Genomic DNA, 17,088 nt, shown 5'->3' with positions numbered 1-17,088 from the left:
CAGCCATTCTATCGATTCAACTGAAAGTGTCAAACACTTTTTTGAATTTTATTTTAAAACTTTTGCTTTAAAAACAAGGCTACTTTGGATCTTGCTAATATACGTACTGAGCTTTACCAACAGCCACATCTTAGCGGCCGTTGATTATAGGGAATACATCTATGAGAGCAAGCTTTTTTTACTCATAAAATGGAAAAAGGCATCACTCGATTAATTTTTACTCAAAAGAAAAAAGGAGCGATAAGCTCCTTTTCTAAATCTATATTGCAATCTAAATAAAAGCGTACGCATCACCAAACATATGATCCGCTTTTGCTCCTTTCATTAGAGTAAATTTTTCACGAGCCGTACCCGCCATTTCGAAACGACCTGCTATATAGATGTCGTATTCAGACAGAGAAACAAAGTCATCTTCAATGGCCTGCAATACATTCCCAACTCTTCCACTCCAAGCATCGTTGCTCTCTTCAACAACAGGAATAAAATGTACATTGCTTTTCAGCTTGGTTATTTCCTCGATCTCACTGCACGCATATAACTGTCGCTCATCTCTTCCACCCCAATAGAGAAAAATGTCATTGGTAACATTCTGTGCCAAGCAATGGTCGAGTATCGAGCGTACATAGCTAAATCCCGTGCCTCCGGCAATTAACAAGATGGGTCTTGTTTGACCTTCTCTTATCCAAGCATCACCGTGTGGTGCATCTATTGTTATTTTTCCATTATTTTGATGCGCAACTTTCATTGCCTCCACAACCTCATAGGCATACGCATTATGCTCAGCCGCACCGATGTGGAGCTCAAGCTCTCCTTGATGGCGGCATGGGCTGCTTGCAATAGAAAATGGTCTCTTGTCCTTTTCTCCCATAACCACCATCAGATACTGGCCAGCTTTAAAACTGACGGGGTTTTCCGGATGCAATAAGATTCGGTAAGTATTACAAGCCAGTGCCTCAATCGACTTTACTTCACATTCAATTGTCATTTTATTCCTCTCACTCACTCCATTATAGCGAGTATTAACATTTGTCTAATCGAGACGATATATAACGTCTTTCTTATTTACCGAAGTCACAAAAACTACAAGTTTATACGATGCAGAGCAAGAACAATTATTGTGCTCTCTACTACAGCATTGCGTTTTACGTCAGCTTTTAAGAAAAATTAATCCATCTATATAATGTTTAATTCATCCCACAAATCGTCAATTTTTTTTACCAAAGTGGGATCCTTTTTAATAGGCTCTCCCCATTCTCGGTCAACTTCTTGACCTTGAAATTTGTTGCTAGCGTCCAACACAATAAAAGCATTTTCGCCATCTACAGTCTTCACTTGACGAGAGTCTCGTTCGGGATCCATTCGTGTCGTCATGGCCCAGATAATATCGTTCCAATCTCGAACATCAACATCATTATCACAGACAAAAATAAACTTTGGTCTTCCATACTCAAACAGTGCTTTACCAACCTGCTCTGCAATATCCAAAGCATGACCTGCGGTACGCTTCTCCATCGAAAAAATCACCAAGCCACTACTGACTGCTGCCGGTGGAATATAAAGATCAATGATCTCGGAATGCTCTTTTTTCAGTCGGTGAATAACGCTTTCATCCAAAATTGTGCTGTCTTTGTCAGATTCACTGGGTTCACTCTTCTCTGCAGACCATTTAATGGTCGCATCTAGGCCCATTTTTGACCCTAAACCAACAACTGGAGAAGCAAAATCAAGCGAATCAATCGGCGTGTTATCAATAAATAAACTGTCTTTAATTGGATCCATATGTTGAGTCATAGCTTCAATGACACTATTCCAATCTCGCGCATTGACTTGCGCATCACAAACGACAACAAATTTAGTGTACATAAACTGACGAAGAAATGACCAAACCCCCATCATTATACGCTTTGCGTGCCCGGGGTACTGCTTCTTTATAGTGACAACAGCCATTCGATAAGAGCATCCTTCAGGAGGAAGATAGAAGTCTTCTATTTCCGGGAATTGCTTTTGCAAAATCGGTACAAAGACTTCATTCAACGCAACTCCAAGAACAGCTGGTTCATCGGGCGGTCTTCCGGTATATGTACTGTGATAAATTGGATCTCGCCGCATCGTAATGTGAGTGATGGTAAAAACATGATGAGACTCTTTTTCGTTGTAATATCCCGTATGATCACCATAAGGTCCCTCTTCCGCATACTCCGAGGGATCGATGTAGCCTTCTAAAACCACTTCGGCACTCGCGGGAACCTCTAGATGGTTGCTCACCGACTTAATAACCTCTGTCTTCTTGCCTCGTAATAGTCCTGCAAAAGCATACTCTGATAGTGTATCTGGTACGGGCGTGACAGCTCCCAAAATGGTGGCAGGATCAGCACCAAAGGCAACGGATATAGGGAAAGGCTCTCCTGGATTTGTTTCCATCCAGTCCCTCAAGTCTAAAGCCCCACCTCGGTGAGCAAGCCAACGCATGATAATTTTGTTTTTAGCTATCTTTTGTTGACGATAAATACCGAGATTTTGTCGCTTCTTATTTGGTCCCCTAGTGACAGTCAAACCCCAAGTTAAAAGCGGAGCAACATCTTTTGGCCAACAGCTCATCACAGGGATTTTATCCAAATCGACCTCTTCACCCTGCCATATTATTTCCTGACAAGGTGCTTTACGAACCCTTTTTGCGGGCATATTCAAGACCTGCCTAAACACAGGCAACTTCTCTAGAGCATCTTTAAAGCCTTTTGGAGGTTCTGGCTCTTTCAAATAAGCCAGCAGTTTCCCTACCTCACGCAGCTCTTTGACATTTTCTCGTCCCATACCAATAGCCACTCGCTCTGGCGTACCAAAGAGATTGGTCAGTACAGGCATGTCATAGCCAACTGGATTCTCAAACAAAAGCGCCGGACCGCCTTGTCTTAAAACACGGTCACTAATTTCCGTCATTTCATAGTGTGGGTCGATGGAAGCAGAGATCCGTTTTAGCTTCCCTTCTTTTTCTAAATGTACGATAAAATCGCGCAAATTCTTAAAACTCATAGAACTAACAGTTATTTGGTTAATCTGCAGGCAGTATATCAAAAAGAGAGATCGCAAGATCTCTCTTTTTCAGCTTGTGTTATATGTTATCAAGTTACTGGGCGATCACACTCAAGATTATATTGGCATGTATCGACTGATTGGTGGCGACCAGCTCCTCAAGCCAAGTTGAGTAACCGTGACGCACAAGTTCATTCGCAACGAACCTCGCATCGTCGGAGCCAGACATCAAAGCCACTAAAAATTGCTTCACTTGGGCTGGTATTGGCTTTAGTTGGGTAAGCTCTTTAATCGCCAAATTTTTAAGACCAGGATTGCTACTGGCGGCAAGCATAACTTGTTCAAGAGCAGAACTCTTTTGGGATTTAGCCAGTCGAATCAGCTCGGATTCAATCGCGAAATCCACCCTCATCAACCACAAGAGCCGATAAATTTCCTTATTTTGACTGACTTGAGCCAAACGCACCATCACTTGAGATGAAGGTAACCAGCTGATCACTACTTCTGAAGTAATTTGCTTAACGAGCACTTTGACAGCATTAGGACTTAGAGTATCTAATTCTCTAATCAAGAGGTCTTCACGTTCCTTGAGTTCGTATTCATCTCCAGTCAACCATTGCTTCAAATTGAGATCTTCTCGCTCAGCATCGAGAATAAATGCCAAGGTATCTTTATTATTCTGCCAGTGCTTCAGCAAACGAAATGCGATTGCAGGGTAGTTAAAAGCGGGAACAGAAAGTTCATAGCCATCCCCTCGTTGTATGATGTGATAGGTGGGAGAAATCAATTTTTGTTGCTCAACAAAAAGTGCCATGCGTGTCGATAAAGGAATTTTTTGCTGCTCTACTTTCTTGAGCAGAAGGTACCGAACCACTTCCTGAGCAGGGAGAGATAATCTTTGTAGCGCAAAGTTTAAACCATCGATGTCTTCATCAATGATACGCTGATAAAGTTCTGTCGTTTTGTGTTGCAATTGTGGCTCACTAAGCCATTGCTCAGCATCTAATTTCAACATCTCTATCGATGAGGCATTAGGAACACAAATCAAAAGTGCACTGAGTAGGAGAACCGACGACAACATTCCTTGTTGCATGTTAACCTCCTTTTAACATTCACTTCATTGTGCTTTGTCTTAGCAAAGATTGCAAACAAAAACGCCACCCTTTGGGGTGGCGTTTGTCGTGAAGCTAGTCCCTACTGTCGACGCATTGCATCAAAGAACTCATCATTCGTTTTCGTCATTGCCAATTTGTCGATCAAAAACTCCATGGCATCGATCTCTCCCATTGGATGGACAATTTTACGCAGAATCCACATTTTTTGTAGTTCATCGTTCTTAGTGAGTAATTCTTCACGACGGGTACCTGAACGATTAAAATCAATCGCAGGGAAAACACGTTTTTCAGCAATCTTACGATTAAGGTGCAGCTCCATATTACCTGTACCTTTAAACTCTTCGTAAATTACCTCATCCATTTTCGAACCTGTATCAACCAGTGCAGTTGCGATAATCGTCAAACTACCACCCTCTTCAACATTTCGAGCAGCACCAAAGAAACGTTTGGGACGATGTAAAGCATTAGCATCTACACCACCAGTTAATACTTTTCCTGAAGAAGGGACCACAGTGTTGTAAGCCCTTGCCAATCGAGTTATCGAATCAAGCAGAATAACGACATCTTTCTTGTGTTCAACCAGACGCTTAGCTTTCTCAATCACCATTTCAGCAACTTGAACGTGACGTGATGCAGGCTCATCAAATGTTGAAGCCACAACTTCACCTTTCACCAGCCTCTGCATTTCAGTCACTTCCTCAGGACGCTCGTCAATAAGAAGTACCATCAACTCGCATTCTGGGTGGTTATAGGCAATGCTTTGAGCAATGTTTTGCAATAGCATTGTCTTACCCGCTTTAGGCGGTGCAACAATCAAGCCTCGCTGACCTTTACCAATAGGTGAAGCCAAATCTAGCACTCTGGCGGTAATGTCCTCTGTTGAACCATTACCACGCTCCATGACCATGCGCTCATTCGCATGTAGCGGTGTTAAGTTTTCAAAGAGAATCTTGTTGCGAGCGTTGTCTGGTTTGTCATCATTAACCGTATTCACCTTCAATAACGCAAAGTATCGCTCACCATCTTTTGGTGGACGAATTTTACCCGCAATTGAGTCACCAGTGCGAAGGTTAAAGCGTCGGATCTGGCTGGGTGATACATAAATGTCATCAGGACCTGCCAAATAAGAGCTGTCCGCACTACGCAAGAAGCCAAAGCCGTCTTGAAGTATTTCCAGAACCCCGTCGCCGAATATATCTTCGCCGCTCTTAGCGTGTGCTTTCAAAATTGCGAAGATAATATCTTGCTTTCTCAGGCGAGCAAGATTCTCAAGGCCCAAGCTTTCGCCAAGTTTGACGAGATCAGACACTGGTCTGTTCTTCAGTTCTGTTAGATTCATGGTGGTTGATACTTTTTTAGTCAAAATAGGATCTGTTATTTAGTTGAGATAAATATGGTCACAGGCTCGACCAAGAAGAGGACTTGTTTAATTTACGTGAGATAAGTTAACACTCTTTCACAGTTTAGTCTAGATCTAGTTAGTGTCCATAAACAGAACCGTGTATTTCTATTAATACACGGTATGTTTTTAACAATCTTTATAGGTTTGCATCCAAAAACTCTTTTAACTGAGTTTTTGACAAAGCTCCCACTTTTGTCGCTGCAACGTTGCCATCTTTAAACAAAAGTAACGTCGGAATACCGCGAATTCCAAATTTAGGTGGAGTACCCGCGTTATGATCAATATTCAATTTACCGATAGTGAGTTTGCCTTCGTATTCATCAGCGATTTCATCCAAAATTGGCGCAATCATCTTACAAGGACCACACCATTCTGCCCAAAAATCAACAAGTACCGGGCCTGCAGCATTAATTACACTGTTTTCAAAACCATCATCAGTTAGCTGCAAAATCTTATCACTCATCTTCCACTCCAGTGTGTTTTTTCGGAACTGGTTTGATGATAACCAGTATTAAGATGCCCTATTGGAATGTATTTACTTTCGTATTGCAAGCGTAAGCTGATATTCTATAGCTATGAAAAAGACACATATCACAGAGCAAAAGTTCGCCGATTTGAATTTACACCCTCAAATCGTTACAGGTTTGATGAACAAGGGGTTCAATTTTTGTACCCCAATTCAAGCCTTGGCGTTGCCGGTACTGCTCACCGGCCAAGATATCGCAGGTCAAGCCCAGACGGGCACAGGAAAGACTTTAGCTTTCTTAACTGCTACTTTTAATCACTTACTTAATGTACCTGAGCACACAGGTCGTAAAGTAACTCAACCGCGCGCCATTATCATGGCACCGACGAGAGAACTGGCAATACAGATTTACAATGATGCCAAACCACTTAGAGAAAGTACCGGCATCCGTACGGCACTTGCATATGGTGGTGAAAGCTATGAGAAGCAATTAGCGAAACTTGAAGACGGCGTGGATATCCTTATCGGAACCACAGGGCGCATTATTGATTTTTACAAACAACGCGTCTTTAATCTGAATCACATCCAAGCTGTTGTGCTTGATGAAGCCGATAGAATGTTTGATTTGGGCTTTATAAAAGATATTCGCTTTTTGTTCAGACGAATGCCAGAGCCAAAGGACCGTCTAAACATGTTGTTCTCGGCAACACTGTCTTACCGTGTTCAAGAGTTAGCTTTTGAACATATGCATAATCCAGAGCATGTGGTTGTAGAACCTGAACAGAAAACAGGACACCGCATACAGGAAGAGCTCTTCTATCCATCCAATGAGCATAAAATGCCTCTTTTGCAGACTTTAATCGAAGAGGAGTGGCCAGATAGAGCCATTATTTTTGCCAACACTAAGCACAAATGTGAATCTATATGGGGTCACCTAGCCGCAGATGAACATCGGGTAGGCTTACTTACCGGAGATGTGCCGCAGAAAAAGCGTGAGCGTATATTAGAGCAATTTACGCGTGGTGACGTGGATATATTAGTTGCGACTGACGTCGCCGCGAGAGGTTTGCATATTCCTCAAGTGACACACGTATTTAACTATGATCTTCCCGATGACTGCGAAGACTATGTCCATCGAATCGGTCGTACTGGTCGCGCTGGAGCAAGTGGCCACTCTGTAAGTTTTGCTTGTGAAGACTATGCCGTCAACTTACCTGCCATTGAAGAGTATATTGAGCACACTATTCCAGTTTCTGAATACGACCCTAGCGCACTAATTCCAGATTTGCCTGCGCCACTGCGTCTCCGTACTCACCGTCAGCAGCAGAGAAGAACGAATACTGGTGGTTCAAGGTCTGGCCAGCGTCGCAGTAATCATCGCTCTCGTCCTCGTCAACATAAGGAATCTTAGTACCCTATGTATCAAGCAATTTCATCTCCACTTTATGCCGCCATCGACCTTGGGTCGAACAGTTTTCATATGCTCGTTGTTCGCCATGTAGATGGCAGTGTACAAACCATGGCAAAAATAAAGCGCAAAGTGCGACTTGCCGCAGGCTTAGACGAAAATAATCTGTTGGGTCAAGAAGCCATGCAACGAGGGTGGGATTGCTTAAGCCTTTTCGCAGAGCGACTGCAAGATATTCCACCCGAAAATATCAAAATTGTTGGAACGGCAACACTGCGAACTGCGAATAATGTAGACACTTTTTTAACCAAAGCCAACGCTATACTTGGTCACAATATAGATGTCATTTGTGGTGAAGAAGAAGCGGCCACTATTTACAGAGGAGTAGCGCATACCTCAGGTGGTAGCGGTCGACGTCTAGTGGTTGATATTGGCGGTGCCAGCACCGAGCTCATCATAGGTGAGGGATTTGAAGCTAGGGCATTGACCAGTTTGAAAATGGGATGCGTGACTTGGCTAGAAAGCCATTTTAAAGACCGTCAGCTCAACAGCATTAACTTCAACAATGCCATTGAATCCGCCAAACAAACGCTCCAGCCTATTTTACAGCAATATACGGATATTGGTTGGGATATATGCGTAGGAGCATCTGGTACCGTACAAGCTTTACAAGAAATCATGCTCGCGCAAGGCATGGATGAAGTAATCACTCTGACCAAGCTAAGACGATTACAAAAACAGGCCATGCGTGCTGATCACTTGGAAGAACTTGAAATCGAAGGACTCACCCTAGAGAGAGCTCTTGTTTTTCCAAGTGGACTGTCCATTTTGATTGCTGTTTTTGAGTTACTTGAGATTGAATCAATGACATTGGCAGGTGGCGCGCTTCGTGAAGGAATCGTGTACGAAATGGTGGAGGAGCTCAAGCAAGATGATATTCGCGCCCGCACAATCAATAGTACTCAAGCCCGCTATCAAATTGATGTCGCGTACGGATTGCAAGTAGCCGCTATGGCAAAAAAGCTTGCTGCAACATGCCAACCAGATTGGCTCCCAGAGCCTCATGCTCTGATACTACTTGATAGTGTCACCAAGCTTCATGAACTTGGCCTTGCCATTGATTTCAAAAAAGGGGGAGAGCACAGCGCGTATTTGATCCAAAATTTAGAGTTACCGGGCTTTACACGCGCACAAAAACACCTTCTGGCTGAGTTAGCACGGCGATATCGTGATCATTTAACTTCACTACCTGAACAACATGCGTTATCTGCGACCAGCGCTAAACGAGTATTGCGTATCTTGCGATTAGCCGTACTGCTGACCCATAGGCGAAGCCCAGACTTAGAACCCACTATACGCCTTAGTTCAGACGAAGACAGATTGACACTCATCGTAGAAGCCGGTTGGCTTGATAAGAACCCCCTAACCGCTGCAGAGTTAGAAATTGAATCAAACCGCCAAAGCGATATTGGCTGGCCTTTAGAGGTAATCGAAAGATGACACAAAAAAGCCCGATGAATTCGGGCTTTTTCATTAATAGATTTTATTTTGCGCGAGAGTAAAGTCAGGATTTACCGCCGTAAGCTTTCGAACCAAGTAATTAAGTAATACACCATACATTGGCACGAACAGCCCAAGGCTTATCACCAATTTAAAGCCATAATCAACCAAAGCGATTTCAGGCCAATGTTGCGCCATGAAAGCGTCTGGACTTTGATAAAATGCGATAGCAAAAAAAGCCAAAGTATCGAGAGCATTACCAATCAAGGTTGAGCATGTCGGTGCTATCCACCATTGTTTGAGCTGACGTAAGCGATTAAACACATGAACATCCAAAATTTGCCCTAACAAATACGCCATAAAACTCGCGCCAGCGATACGTGCAACAAACAAATTAAATTCACTCAGAGGTGCTAATCCTTGATACTGCCCCTCATAAAATAACACTGACAGAAGATAAGAAACCACCAGCGCTGGGAGCATTACCCAGAAAATAATCCTTCTCGCTAGTTGAGCACCAAAAATACGTACGGTTAGATCAGTGGCAAGAAAAATAAAAGGGAACGTAAATGCGCCCCATGTGGTATGTAAACCAAAAAGAGTGAAAGGTAATTGCACCAAATAATTGCTCGATGCGATGATAATTAAATGAAAAGAGGCAAGAAAAAGTAGCGCTTTTTGCTGCTGAGAAGAAGAAAATTGACTCATGATAGACCTTTTTAATTTGATTTGGGGGGAGGGAACCCAAATGAAGCATGTTGAATATTATTCAGAACAAAGATTAAACAAACGCATTTAGCAGCCAGCGATTATACATTAATCAACACGCTCAGCAAGCCTGCACAATACGCTTGTTCTAAAAGCCGTCGGCAAAGAGTTTTGCTAGAAAATTAAATTCATCTTGCGACTCTTTGATAGAGAGTGCCTCAAGCCAAACACTCTCACTATAGTGCTCTGCTTTGAGCAGCATATGACATCCTTCAAAATCGATAAGCCAAGAATGAATATCCGCATCACATTGCTTTTCTAACGCTGTAGCAGAAAGTAATCGTAATAGACGCTCTGCCAATGCTGGAAAACTATCAAAGTCAAAATCTGGAGCATTAATTATAATCCGACCTTGCTCTGGCAAGTATGCATCCAAACCAAATCGTTGTTCTTTTTTGTTATTAACCATGATGAGTCAAGTGCTCCTGAATCAAATCTAGAAATGGATCTGCGTATTTATCCAACTTTGTTTGCCCAACGCCATTAACAGCCAACATTTCTCCGTAAGAAGTCGGCAATATCTCAGCCATATCAATCAAGGTGGCATCGTTAAAGACAACATAGGGTGGCAAACCATCCTCATCTGCGATGGCTTTACGTAACTTGCGCAGTTTGGCAAATAACTTCTTGTCGTAGTTCTTACTCGACAGTTTGTCTGATTTTGCTGCCCGAGTTGCCGTATCAAGACGAGGAACCGCCAACTCCAGATTTATTTCACCCCGAAGCAGGGGGCGAGCCTCGGCCGTTAATTGTAATGTTGAATTACGGGTAATATTCTGGAAGAGCAACCCTTTATGCACTAATTGACGAAAAATACTCACCCAATAATCATGACTATTGTCTCGCCCTAACCCATAAGTCGATAACTTATCGTGGCCATTTTCACGAATACGGATATTTTGCATGCCACGCAATACTTCAACCACATAACCCATACCAAAACTCTGATTGACACGATATACACAAGACAACGCTTTTCGAGCCTGTTCCGTTGCATCAAAATGTTTCGGTGGATCTAAGCAAATATCGCAATTACCACAAGGCTCATGGCGATACTCACCAAAATAATTGAGCAACACTTGACGACGGCAGGTCTGAGCTTCAGCAAACGCACTCATCGCATTTAACTTATGTGCTTCAACTTGTTTTTGTGGTCCATCATCTTTCTCATCAAGCATTCTTCTCAACCAACCTATGTCAGCAGGGTCGTAGAGCATCATCGCCTCTGCAGGCAGCCCATCGCGACCTGCACGGCCTGTCTCTTGATAGTAAGATTCGATATTGCGAGGAATATCAAAATGCACCACGAAACGGACGTTTGGCTTATTAATGCCCATACCGAATGCAACGGTTGCAACGACAATTTGAATATCATCACGTTGAAATGCGTCTTGTACATAGGCTCGTTCATCAACATCCAAGCCTGCGTGATAACTGGCGGCTCGAAGCCCGTTATTGCAGAGTTTCTCTGTTAGCATTTCAACTTTTTTACGACTTCCGCAGTAGATAATGCCACTACAGCCTCTTTGCCCCTCCAAAAAACGGACAACTTGCGAGACGGGTTTATGTTTCTCGATCAAATTGTATCGAATATTAGGGCGATCAAAGCTGCCTAAGTAACTAAAAGGCTCTTTCAATTGCAACCTTTGCAAAATATCTTTACGCGTCGCATCATCCGCAGTTGCAGTCAAAGCCATAAAAGGCACAGAAGGAAATCGTTGCTTTAGTTGTCCCAAAGAAGCGTATTCAGGGCGAAAGTCGTGCCCCCATTGCGAAATACAATGCGCCTCATCCACAGCAATCATCGCAAGAGGTAAATTATCCAAACGCTCGATAAAGTCTCGCATCAACACCCGCTCAGGAGAAACATAAATCAGCTTAATATGACCATCATTCATGCGTTTGTAGGTATTGACCAACTCTTCACGATCCATCGTGGAGTTGACATAACCAGCGGCAACCCCATTTGCTACCAGTTGGTCAACTTGGTCCTTCATCAACGAAATTAACGGCGAGATAACTAAGGTGAGACCGCTGCGCACCAATGCAGGTATCTGGTAACAAAGCGACTTCCCTCCACCAGTGGGTAAAATCACTAGGCTGTCTTGCCCCGTAACCGCACATTCGATCACCTCTTGCTGCCCACAACGAAAGCTCTGATATCCAAAAATATTTTCGAGGATACTTTGTGCAGTGACAGGCTCTGTTGAAGATAACGAAACAAACGATGTCGAAGTCATGAAAGGTCTCAATTGGATAGAAGAATAAATAGACGTCAATGCCAGTGACACATTGTAGAGAGGTTTGAGAGTGAATAAAACCGCAAATTATACACCGATTTCATCTAAGCTCCCTGTAGACACATTCATAGGGCTGCAGAGCCAGCACCTAAATCAAAATATTATGAATAATGCATCATAGCGTGATTTGAGTATACTACTTAGCTAATTTATCAATTCGAAATGAGCGATGTTATGACCCAAGATGATCAACAAAAAGCAAAACAAGGTGTCATCCTTGCGGTAGCCGCATACACAATGTGGGGAGTCGCCCCCATTTATTTCAAGGCTCTTGGAGACGTATCACCGCTAGAAATTTTGAGTCATCGCGTTTTTTGGTCGTTTTTTTTGCTGGCAATCTTGCTCCATGTTGGGCGTCGCTGGCGGAGTGTAAGGGACGTTTTCAAAACACCCAAAAAACTGTTACTCCTTGCCTGTACCGCCATCATAGTGGCAGCGAATTGGCTTATTTTCATTTGGGCAGTCAACGCCGATCATATGCTTGATGCCAGCCTCGGCTACTACATCAACCCCTTGTTAAATGTTCTGCTTGGGATGCTATTTTTAGGGGAAAGACTCAGGAAACTTCAGTGGGTAGCCGTGTTTTTGGCGTCTTGTGGGGTCTTGGTACAATTGCTCGTATTTGGTTCCATCCCTATTGTCGCCATTGCCTTAGCACTCACATTTGGCTTCTACGGACTGGTTCGCAAAAAAATTAACCTAGAGGCTGTGGCTGGTCTTTTTATCGAAACACTTGTCTTACTGCCTGTTGCTGCCATTTATCTGGGTTTTATTGCCGATACTCCCACGTCTCAATTAAGCCACAATTCTTGGTCGCTCAACCTGTTGTTGGTTTCAGCTGGAATTGTAACCACACTACCATTGCTTTGCTTCACAGGGGCTGCAACCCGACTCAAATTTTCCACATTAGGCTTTTTTCAATATATTGGTCCAAGTCTGATGTTTATCCTCGCTGTTTCCATCTACCAAGAACCCTTTACCTCAGATAAAGCGATTACATTCGCTTTTATTTGGCTTGCATTGGTTTTATTCAGCTTTGATGGCTTACGCAACACTAAGCGCAGAAGTAGCTAGACGTGATCTTTTTTTACAAGACAACCAAGGTGACTGACTATAAAATTAAAAGGGCAGTCACTCGGTTTTGTAGTTATGGACACTGTTAATTATCATTCAACGGCCAACGAAAAGATCAGTCTAATCGAAGCAGACTATCAAGACTTCGCCTTCACAAGACACTATCACCTTGACTTTCACATTGGCCTCATTGTTGGCGGTCAACAAAAGTTCCACTATCAAGGTACGCAGCATCAGGTTGGCTCAGGGCAACTTGTTATCATGCCTCCGGATGAAGTTCACGATGGTCGATCTATGCTCAAGTCAGGCTACCAAACCAGAGTATTTTCACTTGAGCCAGAATGGCTAACCAGTCTTGCCCAATTAAAAAAGCCCAGCGAGCTAATACACTTCAAACAAATCATTGTTGCTCAAAAAGATATTTTTCAGTCGTTGGTCTGGTTGCATCAAACGCTAAAAACCAACAATGTCTGCCAACTTGCGCAAGATTGCCTACCCTATGAGGGTTTTGAAAAACTCTTTCGCTATTACAGCAACATTGAGCAAAAACCTGCCATCGCTTTAGGTAATCAATCCATTGCTACGCTAAAAGAATATTTAATCGCAAATATCGACCAACCCGTGCGCCTAGAACAGCTCTCGGAACTGTGCCAACTAAGCCCAACTCAGTTTCAACGCCACTTCAAAGCCAAAATGGGATTAACCCCCTACGCATGGCTCTGCCGTTTACGAATGGAACAAAGCATGAAACTGCTCAAGATGGGGATAGGAGGTACTGAGGTCGCCTATCAAGTGGGCTTTTACGATCAGGCGCATTTTAGTAAAGCATTCAAAGCGACCTATGGTGTCAATCCATCACAAATTCGCTAGTGTCAATTTTTTACAATCTTATTATTGGTCTTGTTGAGACACTATGCCCATTCTCCGTTATCAGAGTTTGAGTATGAATGAATTCACTATTTTAACAACCTTAGCCCTCGTCCATTTTGTTGGTTTATTAAGCCCTGGACCAGATTTCGCTTTAGTCGTGCAAAATACATCACGGTACGGAAGGCAAATAGGCCTTTTTATCGCCCTGGGTTTATCTTTTGGGATTTTGCTCCATTCGGTTTTTAGCTTATTGGGCATTAGCTATCTGATTCAACAACATCCGCTGTTATTTCTTTTGCTGCAGATCTTAGGTGGAAGTTATTTACTTTATCTCGGTTGGGGAGCACTGAAAGCCAGTTGGAAAAATCGAAACGTAGGTAAGACTCAAAGTGTATCAGAACAACCGCAGCTAAGCAGTAAACGTCGCGCTTTTTCTCAAGGGTTAGCAACCAGTATTCTTAACCCAAAGGCTCTTGTATTCTTCGTCAGCCTTATGTCAAGTTTGGTTCCAGCAACCATGTCATTGACAGGAAAAGGCGTTGCTTTGATCATTTTATGGTCACTTGCTCTTTTCTGGTTCTCTTTCCTCGCATGGGCTCTATCTACACCGAAAATGCAGCGCAAAGTCAACACAATGACCGTTTATGTCGATAGTTTATGCGGCCTACTGCTTACCATTATCGGTGTCACAATACTTTGGCAGTCATTTTCTACTTTCTCCAATATTGCATAATTGTGAAAAGTATCAAAAAATTGAAACATCATTACGAAATTATCACAAAACTTTAGACCTTCGCCTTCTGGGCTGTCACTCTGGGGCGGTTTCATTAAAAAGGAGAAAGTGATGCAGTGGAAATTAAAGGTAATGGCTGTAAGTTTATTGGCCAGCTCTTGCGCTTCATGGGCAGACCAAGCGGCTGACTCTGTCGCACCTGAAGCGAGCAGCGGTTTTGAAAATAAACAGCTCGTTACCGCAAAAGATTGGATGATAACAGCAGCGAATCCAGTGGCAACTCAAGCTGGTGCTGATATTCTAGCGCAAGGCGGAAACGCGATTGATGCGATGGTCACAACTCAGCTGATGCTCGGCTTAGTTGAACCCCAATCTTCTGGCATCGGAGGTGGCGCTTTCTTGGTCTATTGGGATGCCAAACAGAAAAAGTTGACCACCTTCGATGGTCGAGAGACGGCGCCTCTTGATGCAACCCCAACCCTGTTCCAAGACGAGAAAGGCAACCCGCTCGATTTTTATGATGCCGTTGTCGGTGGGCGATCTGTGGCCACCCCTGGAACCATCCAATTACTTTGGGATACGCACCAAAAATACGGCCAGTTGAAATGGGCAGACCTTATCAAGCCTGTGGTCAAAGTCGCAGAGCAAGGCTTCACCATCAGCCCACGTCTTGCCACCCTGATAGAAAAAGATGCCGAGCGATTAAGTCGCTTTCCAACCACCAAGGCCTACTTTTTCAATGACGATGGCTCAGCCAAAAGCGCAGGAACCGTTCTGAAAAACCCAGCCTACGCCGCGACGCTCTCTGCTGTAGCTAATGATGGAGCCAAAGCATTCTATCAGGGCAAAACAGCCAAAAACATCATTGCAACAGTACAAAATGCCACTGGTAACCCGGGCGTACTTGCACAAAAAGACTTCGATGCATACTCAATTAAACAACGCGAACCGGTTTGTTCAGCCTATCAAAGCTATGATATTTGCGGCATGGGACCACCCAGCTCAGGGGCATTGACTGTAGGGCAAATCCTCTCAATCACCGAGCAGTTCGACCTAAAAAAATGGGGACCAAATAACGTCAATTCGTGGCAAGTCATTGCAGATGCCTCATTACTCGCCTTTGCAGATCGTGGCATGTATATGGCTGATGAAGACTTTGTCCCTATGCCAACACACGGACTATTAGATAAGGAATATCTCAAACAAAGGGCAGAACTGATAAAGCCAGGAAAAGCATTGACTCAAGCCAGTGCAGGAACACCACCATGGCAATATGCCTTGCAACAAAGCCCGGATGAATCTATTGAGCTACCTTCTACCAGTCATTTTAATGTGGTTGATAAACAAGGTAATGTGGTATCAATGACCACCACGATAGAGAACGCCTTTGGATCTCGTCTTATGGTCGATGGCTTTCTTCTCAATAACGAGCTGACTGATTTCTCTTTCCGTACTCACAATGAGGGTCGCCCAATTGCCAACCGCCTCGAGCCAGGGAAACGACCTCGCTCCTCAATGGCACCCACTATCATTATGAAAGAGGGTCAACCCTATATGGCAATCGGTTCTCCTGGTGGTAGCCGAATTATTGGCTATGTGGCTCAAGCCATTATTTCTCATGTTCAATGGGGCATGAATATCCAGCAGGCCACTAATCAGCCTCATATTCTTAACCGATTCGGTACTGTTGATATTGAGCAAGGCACCTACGCAGAAAGCTTCAGAGCACCTTTGGAAAAAATGGGCTTTAAGGTTAATGTACGTGATCTAAACTCCGGCATTCACGCGATTTTACTTCAAGCAGGTCAATTGCAGGGTTCGGCGGATCCGAGAAGGGAAGGCGTCGCAATTGGTCAATAACGTCGATCAACCCACTTGCTTGTGAGATATCTCTTACAAGCAAGTGCGTAAATATCGTTTTTTTGATGATACAAATGCCATTACTGCCAGCTAAGCATCTGATAAAAAAAGAATTGCCTGAATTATGAACATATTATTTTTCCTAAAGAAATTATTTTAGCGTTGCTGAAAATTTCTAAACACGTAATATCAATCGTGTCGGAAGGATACTGACACGGAACAGGAAATTACCAAGGATTAGGTAATCTTCAGGAAGAAGATTCGGTAGCTCAGGAAGAGTTGTCGGCATGGAAAGCAAATAGGACATTGAACGGATTCAACAGTAATCAGGATGATTACTGCTAAGGACGGGAAATGGACACCTCTGGATGAGGCAAGGACTGTTCATCAGGATGATGAAAAGGACACCGCTCAAGGAACAAGCGAAGCGAGTTAACTAGGAAAGTTGACTGACCAGGATAGGGTCAAGGACACCGCTAGGATGGCGACGAAAGGACTAAGCTGAAGGACATCAGCATACTATCAAGGACTAGATGCATGGAGCACCTTAAGTAGCCGGATT

At 43.5% G+C, this 17,088-nt stretch carries 14 protein-coding genes and 1 pseudogene; 6 read left to right on the top strand and 9 right to left on the bottom strand.

All coding sequences use genetic code 11. The features are described 5' to 3' along the window. Nucleotides 1-271: 271 nt before the first annotated feature. The 6 genes and pseudogenes from fre to trxA all read right to left on the bottom strand — a co-directional run bounded on the left by fre (nucleotide 272) and on the right by trxA (nucleotide 6,010). Nucleotides 272-985: an NAD(P)H-flavin reductase gene (fre, locus tag RH40_RS01395; RefSeq protein ID WP_009599473.1), complete on the bottom strand. Its 714-nt coding sequence runs from the start codon at nucleotides 983-985 to the stop codon at nucleotides 272-274. 188 nt (nucleotides 986-1,173) lie between these two features. Then, a complete protein-coding gene (locus RH40_RS21275; RefSeq protein WP_422636352.1) occupies nucleotides 1,174-1,614 on the bottom strand; it encodes a UbiD family decarboxylase in 441 nt (146 codons plus the stop codon). 38 nt (nucleotides 1,615-1,652) lie between these two features. Then, a pseudogene (ubiD, locus tag RH40_RS01390) lies at nucleotides 1,653-3,030 on the bottom strand (4-hydroxy-3-polyprenylbenzoate decarboxylase); the annotation flags it as partial. A gap of 94 nt (nucleotides 3,031-3,124) precedes the next feature. After that, nucleotides 3,125-4,123 carry a hypothetical protein gene (locus tag RH40_RS01385; RefSeq protein WP_009599471.1) on the bottom strand — a complete coding sequence of 333 codons (999 nt, stop codon included), beginning with the start codon at nucleotides 4,121-4,123 and terminating at the stop codon, nucleotides 3,125-3,127. Between the two features lie 101 nt (nucleotides 4,124-4,224). After that, a complete protein-coding gene (gene rho / locus RH40_RS01380) occupies nucleotides 4,225-5,484 on the bottom strand; it encodes a transcription termination factor Rho (RefSeq protein WP_009599470.1) in 1,260 nt (419 codons plus the stop codon). 199 nt (nucleotides 5,485-5,683) lie between these two features. After that, nucleotides 5,684-6,010, bottom strand: coding sequence for a thioredoxin TrxA (trxA, locus tag RH40_RS01375; RefSeq protein ID WP_009599469.1), 327 nt, complete (start codon nucleotides 6,008-6,010; stop codon nucleotides 5,684-5,686). Nucleotides 6,011-6,122: 112 nt separating this feature from the next. Between trxA and rhlB the strand changes: the two genes are divergently transcribed. Together rhlB and gppA are read left to right on the top strand one after the other, a co-directional pair. Next, nucleotides 6,123-7,424, top strand: coding sequence for an ATP-dependent RNA helicase RhlB (gene rhlB, locus RH40_RS01370; RefSeq protein ID WP_009599468.1), 1,302 nt, complete (start codon nucleotides 6,123-6,125; stop codon nucleotides 7,422-7,424). Nucleotides 7,425-7,430: 6 nt separating this feature from the next. Next, nucleotides 7,431-8,921, top strand: coding sequence for a guanosine-5'-triphosphate,3'-diphosphate diphosphatase (gppA, locus tag RH40_RS01365; protein WP_009599467.1), 1,491 nt, complete (start codon nucleotides 7,431-7,433; stop codon nucleotides 8,919-8,921). A gap of 33 nt (nucleotides 8,922-8,954) precedes the next feature. On the opposite strand, the gene RH40_RS01360 is transcribed toward gppA, so the two are convergent. The 3 genes from RH40_RS01360 to recQ all read right to left on the bottom strand — a co-directional run bounded on the left by RH40_RS01360 (nucleotide 8,955) and on the right by recQ (nucleotide 11,929). Next, on the bottom strand, nucleotides 8,955-9,629 hold the full coding sequence (locus tag RH40_RS01360; RefSeq protein ID WP_009599466.1) for a 7-cyano-7-deazaguanine/7-aminomethyl-7-deazaguanine transporter: 675 nt from the start codon (nucleotides 9,627-9,629) through the stop codon (nucleotides 8,955-8,957). A 148-nt stretch (nucleotides 9,630-9,777) separates the two neighbouring features. After that, complete coding sequence (locus RH40_RS01355; RefSeq protein ID WP_009599465.1) at nucleotides 9,778-10,098, bottom strand: DUF3630 family protein; 321 nt, start codon at nucleotides 10,096-10,098, stop codon at nucleotides 9,778-9,780. Then, entirely contained in the window at nucleotides 10,091-11,929 is a 1,839-nt protein-coding gene (gene recQ / locus RH40_RS01350) for an ATP-dependent DNA helicase RecQ (protein WP_009599464.1), read from the bottom strand. The genes RH40_RS01355 and recQ overlap by 8 nt, the downstream gene beginning before the upstream one ends. A 234-nt stretch (nucleotides 11,930-12,163) precedes the next feature. Between recQ and rarD the strand changes: the two genes are divergently transcribed. The 4 genes from rarD (at nucleotide 12,164) to ggt (ending at nucleotide 16,526) form a co-directional block, all read left to right on the top strand. Continuing rightward, nucleotides 12,164-13,063, top strand: a complete 900-nt coding sequence (gene rarD / locus RH40_RS01345; RefSeq protein WP_009599463.1) for an EamA family transporter RarD — start codon at nucleotides 12,164-12,166, stop codon at nucleotides 13,061-13,063. 75 nt (nucleotides 13,064-13,138) lie between these two features. Further along, a complete protein-coding gene (locus tag RH40_RS01340) occupies nucleotides 13,139-13,933 on the top strand; it encodes a helix-turn-helix transcriptional regulator (protein ID WP_009599462.1) in 795 nt (264 codons plus the stop codon). Between the two features lie 73 nt (nucleotides 13,934-14,006). Then, the gene (locus RH40_RS01335) at nucleotides 14,007-14,666 is read left to right on the top strand and encodes a LysE family translocator (protein WP_009599461.1); all 660 of its coding nucleotides are present in this window, start codon (nucleotides 14,007-14,009) and stop codon (nucleotides 14,664-14,666) included. A gap of 111 nt (nucleotides 14,667-14,777) precedes the next feature. Continuing rightward, complete coding sequence (ggt, locus tag RH40_RS01330) at nucleotides 14,778-16,526, top strand: gamma-glutamyltransferase (RefSeq protein WP_009599460.1); 1,749 nt, start codon at nucleotides 14,778-14,780, stop codon at nucleotides 16,524-16,526. Nucleotides 16,527-17,088 lie beyond the last annotated feature (562 nt).

The sequence above is a fragment of the Vibrio caribbeanicus ATCC BAA-2122 genome (assembly GCF_000165125.1).
Taxonomy (GTDB): domain Bacteria; phylum Pseudomonadota; class Gammaproteobacteria; order Enterobacterales; family Vibrionaceae; genus Vibrio; species Vibrio caribbeanicus.
This window is presented reverse-complemented; position numbering and strand designations above follow the sequence as displayed.

Coding starts and splice junctions, on each gene's coding strand:
- fre (WP_009599473.1), bottom strand. CDS start 985: ATGACAATTGAATGTGAAGTAAAGTCGATTGAGGCACTGGCTTGTAAT.
- RH40_RS01385 (WP_009599471.1), bottom strand. CDS start 4,123: ATGCAACAAGGAATGTTGTCGTCGGTTCTCCTACTCAGTGCACTTTTG.
- rho (WP_009599470.1), bottom strand. CDS start 5,484: ATGAATCTAACAGAACTGAAGAACAGACCAGTGTCTGATCTCGTCAAA.
- trxA (WP_009599469.1), bottom strand. CDS start 6,010: ATGAGTGATAAGATTTTGCAGCTAACTGATGATGGTTTTGAAAACAGT.
- rhlB (WP_009599468.1), top strand. CDS start 6,123: ATGAAAAAGACACATATCACAGAGCAAAAGTTCGCCGATTTGAATTTA.
- gppA (WP_009599467.1), top strand. CDS start 7,431: ATGTATCAAGCAATTTCATCTCCACTTTATGCCGCCATCGACCTTGGG.
- RH40_RS01360 (WP_009599466.1), bottom strand. CDS start 9,629: ATGAGTCAATTTTCTTCTTCTCAGCAGCAAAAAGCGCTACTTTTTCTT.
- RH40_RS01355 (WP_009599465.1), bottom strand. CDS start 10,098: ATGGTTAATAACAAAAAAGAACAACGATTTGGTTTGGATGCATACTTG.
- recQ (WP_009599464.1), bottom strand. CDS start 11,929: ATGACTTCGACATCGTTTGTTTCGTTATCTTCAACAGAGCCTGTCACT.
- rarD (WP_009599463.1), top strand. CDS start 12,164: ATGACCCAAGATGATCAACAAAAAGCAAAACAAGGTGTCATCCTTGCG.
- RH40_RS01340 (WP_009599462.1), top strand. CDS start 13,139: ATGGACACTGTTAATTATCATTCAACGGCCAACGAAAAGATCAGTCTA.
- RH40_RS01335 (WP_009599461.1), top strand. CDS start 14,007: ATGAATGAATTCACTATTTTAACAACCTTAGCCCTCGTCCATTTTGTT.
- ggt (WP_009599460.1), top strand. CDS start 14,778: ATGCAGTGGAAATTAAAGGTAATGGCTGTAAGTTTATTGGCCAGCTCT.